Origin of the sequence: Psychrobacter sp. A3 (assembly GCF_028823565.1) — a bacterium.
In the GTDB taxonomy this organism is placed as follows: Bacteria; Pseudomonadota; Gammaproteobacteria; order Pseudomonadales; family Moraxellaceae; genus Psychrobacter; species Psychrobacter celer.
On sequence record NZ_JAPEHS010000116.1, the window covers coordinates 1 to 5,909 of the forward strand.

Below are 5,909 nucleotides of genomic sequence, written 5' to 3' on the forward strand. Positions count from 1 at the left end.
GCGACTTTATTAGCCTGAGTGCCGTTATCAATAAACCAACGTACTGTCAGATCCATAGAAGATCCGCCAAACCCTGTCGCAATCACGCTTGGCGTCGCTTTTTTCGATACGCTCTCAACTTTATCCAAAGCTTGTAGAATCTCAGCCTTTGCTGTTTCGATATCGTCTTCATAACCAATGCCCACCGCCACTTGTAAGCGGCGCTGCTTATAAGCGGTATTGACGGTCAATGCCGAGGTATACAGCTCCGAGTTTGGAATCACTACTTGCCGGCCATCATAAGTCTTGATGGTCGTTGCACGGATCTTGATATCTTCTACCGTTCCTTCGTAGTCCCCTGAGACGATTTGATCACCGATACGAAACGGCTCTGAAATCAGTAGCAAAATACCAGAGAGTAGGTTTTGAAAAATATCTTTAAAAGCAAAACCAATCGCAACCGAACCAATACCCAGCGCGCCGATTAATTTGGCTGGTGTAAATCCTGGAATAGCAACAACCATGGCGATCATAAAGCCAATAAACAGAATAAGCGCCCCACCTATGCGCTGAAACACCTTCACCAAGTTTTGATGACGCACGCGCGCGCCTAAGGTTTTATGCACGACTTTTTTGAAAATAATCGACAACAGCCAAAAAATCCCCAACACAATGAGCGCCGCTACAAAATATGGAATGCGCTCAATAAAGCCACTTGCCAAGTCTTGCGTGGTATAGACCACTTGTTGATAGACGGTCACACCATCGGTTAGCGTGTTCGATAGGCGGCTTACGTCAGGGGTGGGCATAAAGGGTTGCTCCTATTGCTGTCTTAGCGCGTGTTTAAATGAATAAATAAATGAACATCTCACTACTGTTTTGCCAGTTATGACATCAAATCAGCTTGTACGATTTCGATCCAGTAGCCATCAACATCTTTGATAAAGGCGATGTTTTTCATGCTGCCGTCTTCTGGACGTTTTTTGAACTCAACATCGTTCTTATCAAACCAAGCAATGGCCTCATCCAAGTTCGGTACATTAAAACAAATGTGTCCAAAGCCTTGAGGGTCTTGGTTGCCATCATGATAGCTAAAGTCCGCTTTTGTCTCGGTGCCGTAATTATGGGTCAGCTCCAAAACACCGCGCTGACGGAAAGCAAAAATTTCTAAATCATCACCAGCTGGCAAGTTGTCACGCTCACTCTCAGTTAGCTTTGCCAAGAAATACAGATCAAATTCCATGTCAGGGAATTTTTTGACCGCCAGCAACGTCATTCCCAAAACCCCAGTATAAAACGCCAATGACTTGGCAGGATCTTTGACGCGGAGCATGGTGTGGTTAAACGTAAAACCTGTCGTTTGCGTAGAGATTGACTGGACGCCATCTGTACTGATACTGCTCGCAGGCTGTGCGATGGTCGCATTATTATCGTTAGTAGACATAGTTATCCTAAGGTTATTCAAAAAAGAGTGTTATAAATAAGCGAATTACGATGATCGCAATTCGCTTGGTGCTTTCATTATAATAAAAAATGGCAAAATAATTGATAGGGTTCTGTAAGAATATGAACAAAGTATGTTCATGTTTAGATATATATTAGCTGTCTAAGAACCTCACCTTACCTGTCTCTAAGTCATACTCTGCCCCAACGATGAGCAGCTTACCACTCGTCGTCAAGTCCTCTAGGGCTCGGGAGCCATGTTTGAGCTGACTGACAGACATACGCACGTTGGCACGGATAGAGCGATCAACCAGCTCATCGGCATCGACGTCTTGACCATTGGCCGTTGCCAGCTCATGCAAGTTATAAACACTTGGGCGAATACGATCAACGATCGATTGCAAATTAGGTGAATAGTTCTGCTCAGGATTGATCAAGGTCTCAACGCAAGCTGTGACAGCACCGCATTTTGAATGTCCAAGGACCACCACCAACTTCGTACCGAAAGCTTCGGCGGCAAACTCAATTGAGCCAATCTGTGATGGCGCCACCACATTGCCCGCCACACGTATGACAAACAAATCCCCCAAGCCTTGATCAAAGACAATCTCAACAGGTACGCGCGCATCTGAGCAGCCCAAAATAATGGCCAATGGATTTTGATCTTTGACCAATTCTGGGCGATGCTGCATATATTCATCGGTACTGGTGAGACTATCAACGTAGCGCGCGTTACCTTCTTTTAAAAGCTCAAGCGCTTCTTGACCTGTTGTTGGACGTATATCAGTAGGCATGAGAGATCCTTTATTATCAATAATATGAGAGTTATAAACGGCTTTATATACTTGTATGCAAACATAAATGGGCAGATGACTATTGACTATTCACACTCACCCATCAGATGCCTTATGTTTGTCAGCCATATCGTGATTGTATAGGAATAGACGCCAAAAAACGGTAAAAAATTTTGTTTAAATGTCGTTATACACCAACCTATAACTGTAAAAATATAGCCGTATCTAGCGCTGCTATGACGGTACAACTCGCGTAATTGATAACGAACTTGCACTTATTTGCGCAGCGGGTTTGTTATAATAACCCGCACTTGACTCTCGCTATATATGAGATTGATTTGGATAATCAGGACTTTCGTTCATGACTGACTTGCCCGCGCCCACTGCTCAAACCAATAACACACAGACTGATAGCACAGATGCTACTGGTAAGACGCTGCTACAACTGACTGGCCTACAAAAAACCTACGATCAAACTGAGGTCTTAAAAGACATCAACCTTGATATCCAGCATGGTGAGTTTTTGACCCTGCTTGGACCATCAGGCTGCGGCAAGACCACACTGCTACGCTTAATCGCGGGGTTTGAGCAACCGACGGCAGGGGCGATTTATCTAGACGGCGTGCAGATGGCAGGGTTGTCCGCGGATAAGCGTCCGGTCAACACCGTGTTTCAGCAGTATGCGCTGTTTCCGCATATGAGCGTCGCGCAAAACGTCGCCTATGGCCTCAAGCTCAAAAAAGTCCCCAAAGACGAGATTCGGTCGCGGGTGAGTGAAATGCTGGCAATGGTGCAGCTAGAGCATTTAGCCAATCGCAAACCACAAGATTTATCCGGCGGTCAGCAGCAGCGCGTGGCCATTGCGCGCGCGGTGATTAATCGCCCCAAACTACTGTTACTCGATGAGCCATTATCAGCACTCGATCACAAGCTGCGTCTGCAGATGCAGTCAGAGCTCAAGCGCTTGCAGCGCGAGCTTGGCATTACCTTTGTCTTTGTCACTCATGATCAAGAAGAAGCACTGTCGATGTCTGACCGTATTGCGGTTATGAAGGACGGTAGGTTTCAGCAAATCGGTACACCGATCGAGATTTATGAAACCCCTGCCAATCTATTTACGGCCAAATTTATCGGTGAGACCAATCTGTTTAAGGCAGAGGTCAAAGGCGTGTACCCCGATCAGCCAGATCGTGATGGCCGCGTGACCAATGGCCGCATCGAGGTCGAAGTCTGTGAAGCGCAAGTGCAAGAAGGTAAAGCCACATTGCGCAATCTACGCCGTCCTGATTTTGCCAACGATGTACAAGTAGGCGACATCGTCAACCTACTGCTGCGCCCTGAAGACTTACGCATTTATGATCCCAAAGACGACAGTCATGCAGGCTTGCTGGGCCGTGTCATCGAGAGTAACTATAAAGGCAGTACCTTAGACTCGATTATCGAGCTGGCCAATGGTCATATCATCAAAGCTTCTGAGTTTTTTGATGAAGACGATCCTAGCTTTGATTATAAGCTCAATGAAGCGGTCAAGGTGGCGTGGGTCGATGGCTGGGAGTGGGTATTGCCCGAAAACCATTTAACAGAACCACAAGCACCTGAGCAAAGCGCGGCTATACAAAAAACAGCCATACAAAAGGATGTCAGCTAATGGCGCGTACTAGCCGTTTTAACTTGGGCAATAAAAGCCCGTTTCGTACTGCAACGCTATGGCTCATCTGGGGTTGGCTGCTGATATTTGCTTTGTTGCCAAACATCTTGGTCATCGCGGTCAGTTTTTTGACCCGTGATAGCAGCGCCTTTATCAGTTTGCCTGTCAATATCGACAGCTATCTACGTATGGTGGATCCGCTGTATTTTGAGGTGTTTGTCCACTCCCTCTGGATGGCTGTTATCACCACGGTAATTTGTTTATTACTCGGCTATCCGTTTGCTTGGCTGGTCTCCAAAGCCCAGACGCGCTGGCAGCCGCTGCTGATGATGCTTTTGATTTTGCCGTTTTGGACCAACTCTTTGGTGCGGACTTACGCGCTCAAATTATTATTTGCCAATAATGGTTTGATCAATAAATCCCTACTGACGCTGGGTATCATCGACGCGCCTATCGATATCTTGTACACGCAAGGCGCGGTGATAGCAGGCCTGACGTATTTACTGTTCCCGTTTATGGTACTGCCGCTATATGCGGTCTTTACCGATTTGCGTCATGATATGCTGCTGGCCTCGCAAGATTTGGGTGCGTCGAAAACCCAGACTTTTTGGCACGTGGTGCTGCCACTGACCACGCCTGGGATTATCTCAGGCGTGCTCTTGGTGCTGCTGCCTGCGATGGGGATGTTTTATGTGGCAGACGTGCTGGGCGGCTCGCGTAACCTGCTCGTTGGCAATATCATCAAAAACCAGTTTTTGGACGCGCGTGATTGGCCCTTTGGGGCGGCAGCAAGCGTGCTGTTGACACTGGCGATGGCCGTGCTATTGCTGGCTTATCGTGCCAGTAGCCGCCGCATTGGTAAGACTGATTTTAATGAGGTGGCCTAATGCCTGATAACCAACGCCACATCAAACCGCCAAGCCTCGGCAGTATCGCGGCCAAAGGCTATCTTGGCCTGATTTATGCTTTGCTATATCTGCCCATCATCGTCTTGGTGGTGATGTCATTTAATAAATCAAAAATCGGCTACAACTGGGGCGGCTTTAGCCTCAAATGGTACGAGTCGCTATTCAACAACCAAGCGATGCTCGATGCATTTTGGCATTCTATCGTCTTGGGTTTGGTCGCTGCCACCGTCTCAACCCTAATCGGTACGCTCACCGCCCTTGCCCTACATCGTTACGACTTTCGCGGCAAAGGCTTGTTAAACGGGCTGCTATTTGTGCTGATGATGTCGCCTGAGATTGTCTTGGCTATCTCACTACTGGCACTATTTTTATTGATAGGCTTACAGCTAGGCTTTGTCTCTTTACTGATAGCGCATATTACTTTTTGCCTGCCGTTCGTGGTCATTACTGTCTTTGCACGTTTGAGCAGCTTAGATGAGCGGCTAATGGAGGCAGCGCGCGATTTGGGCGCATCTGAGTCGACGATGATACGTACGGTACTGATTCCGGTGATTATGCCAGCGGTAATGGCCGGTTGGTTATTGGCTTTTACCTTATCACTCGATGATGTGGTAGTATCGACCTTTGTCACAGGCCCTAGCTATGAGATTTTGCCGCTGCGGATTTATTCGATGGTACGCGTCGGCCTCAAACCTGAGGTCAACGCCATCGGCACGTTGCTACTGGCGGCCTCTTTGGTACTGGTCGTCATCTCACAGCTATTATTACGGCGACGCTAGACGTTGAAGGCTGGCTAATAGCAGGCACTTGGATAAAATTATTTGAGTGGAATTCACCGCTAGATTGTTTATAATGAATTTTTCTCACCCAAGTGCTTAGGTTGTCTTATGTTAGAGCTTCGTCATCTCAATACACTGACGGCACTGCGCGCGCATGGCTCGCTGGCTGCGGCAGCCGATGAGCTACATGTCACGGCGTCTGCCGTCTCGCATCAGCTCAAAGAGCTAGAAAACTATTATGACGTCAGCCTCGTCAATCGCCGCACCCGCCCGCTGAGCTTTACCCCAGCAGGTAAGATAGTGCTGGCACTGGCCGACAGCATCCTACCGCAAGTCACCCGCACCAAATCCGACCTAA

7 protein-coding genes are annotated in these 5,909 nt (G+C 47.7%); 4 read left to right on the top strand and 3 right to left on the bottom strand.

Annotation, left to right across the window (positions count from 1 at the left end; genetic code table 11):
* The 3 genes from NK638_RS11555 to NK638_RS11565 form a co-directional block, all read right to left on the bottom strand.
* Positions 1–788 (bottom strand): mechanosensitive ion channel family protein (locus NK638_RS11555; protein ID WP_274633124.1); only part of this gene is annotated, 788 nt, incomplete at its 3' end.
* A 77-nt stretch (positions 789–865) separates the two neighbouring features.
* Positions 866–1,423 carry a lactoylglutathione lyase gene (gloA, locus tag NK638_RS11560; RefSeq protein ID WP_274633125.1) on the bottom strand — a complete coding sequence of 186 codons (558 nt, stop codon included), beginning with the start codon at positions 1,421–1,423 and terminating at the stop codon, positions 866–868.
* Positions 1,424–1,577: 154 nt separating this feature from the next.
* Positions 1,578–2,216 (bottom strand): carbonic anhydrase, encoded by a 639-nt coding sequence (locus NK638_RS11565; RefSeq protein WP_274633126.1) that lies wholly within the window; start codon positions 2,214–2,216, stop codon positions 1,578–1,580.
* 361 nt (positions 2,217–2,577) lie between these two features.
* On the opposite strand from NK638_RS11565, the gene potA reads away from it, so the two are divergent.
* The 4 genes from potA to NK638_RS11585 all read left to right on the top strand — a co-directional run.
* On the top strand, positions 2,578–3,864 hold the full coding sequence (gene potA, locus NK638_RS11570; RefSeq protein WP_274633127.1) for a spermidine/putrescine ABC transporter ATP-binding protein PotA: 1,287 nt from the start codon (positions 2,578–2,580) through the stop codon (positions 3,862–3,864).
* On the top strand, positions 3,864–4,751 hold the full coding sequence (gene potB / locus NK638_RS11575; protein ID WP_274633128.1) for a spermidine/putrescine ABC transporter permease PotB: 888 nt from the start codon (positions 3,864–3,866) through the stop codon (positions 4,749–4,751). The genes potA and potB overlap by 1 nt, the downstream gene beginning before the upstream one ends.
* On the top strand, positions 4,751–5,551 hold the full coding sequence (potC, locus tag NK638_RS11580; protein WP_105244697.1) for a spermidine/putrescine ABC transporter permease PotC: 801 nt from the start codon (positions 4,751–4,753) through the stop codon (positions 5,549–5,551). The genes potB and potC overlap by 1 nt, the downstream gene beginning before the upstream one ends.
* A gap of 108 nt (positions 5,552–5,659) precedes the next feature.
* On the top strand, positions 5,660–5,909 hold a 250-nt coding region (locus NK638_RS11585; RefSeq protein ID WP_274633129.1), incomplete at its 3' end, for a LysR family transcriptional regulator.

Coding starts and splice junctions, on each gene's coding strand:
- gloA (WP_274633125.1), bottom strand. CDS start 1,423: ATGTCTACTAACGATAATAATGCGACCATCGCACAGCCTGCGAGCAGT.
- NK638_RS11565 (WP_274633126.1), bottom strand. CDS start 2,216: ATGCCTACTGATATACGTCCAACAACAGGTCAAGAAGCGCTTGAGCTT.
- potA (WP_274633127.1), top strand. CDS start 2,578: ATGACTGACTTGCCCGCGCCCACTGCTCAAACCAATAACACACAGACT.
- potB (WP_274633128.1), top strand. CDS start 3,864: ATGGCGCGTACTAGCCGTTTTAACTTGGGCAATAAAAGCCCGTTTCGT.
- potC (WP_105244697.1), top strand. CDS start 4,751: ATGCCTGATAACCAACGCCACATCAAACCGCCAAGCCTCGGCAGTATC.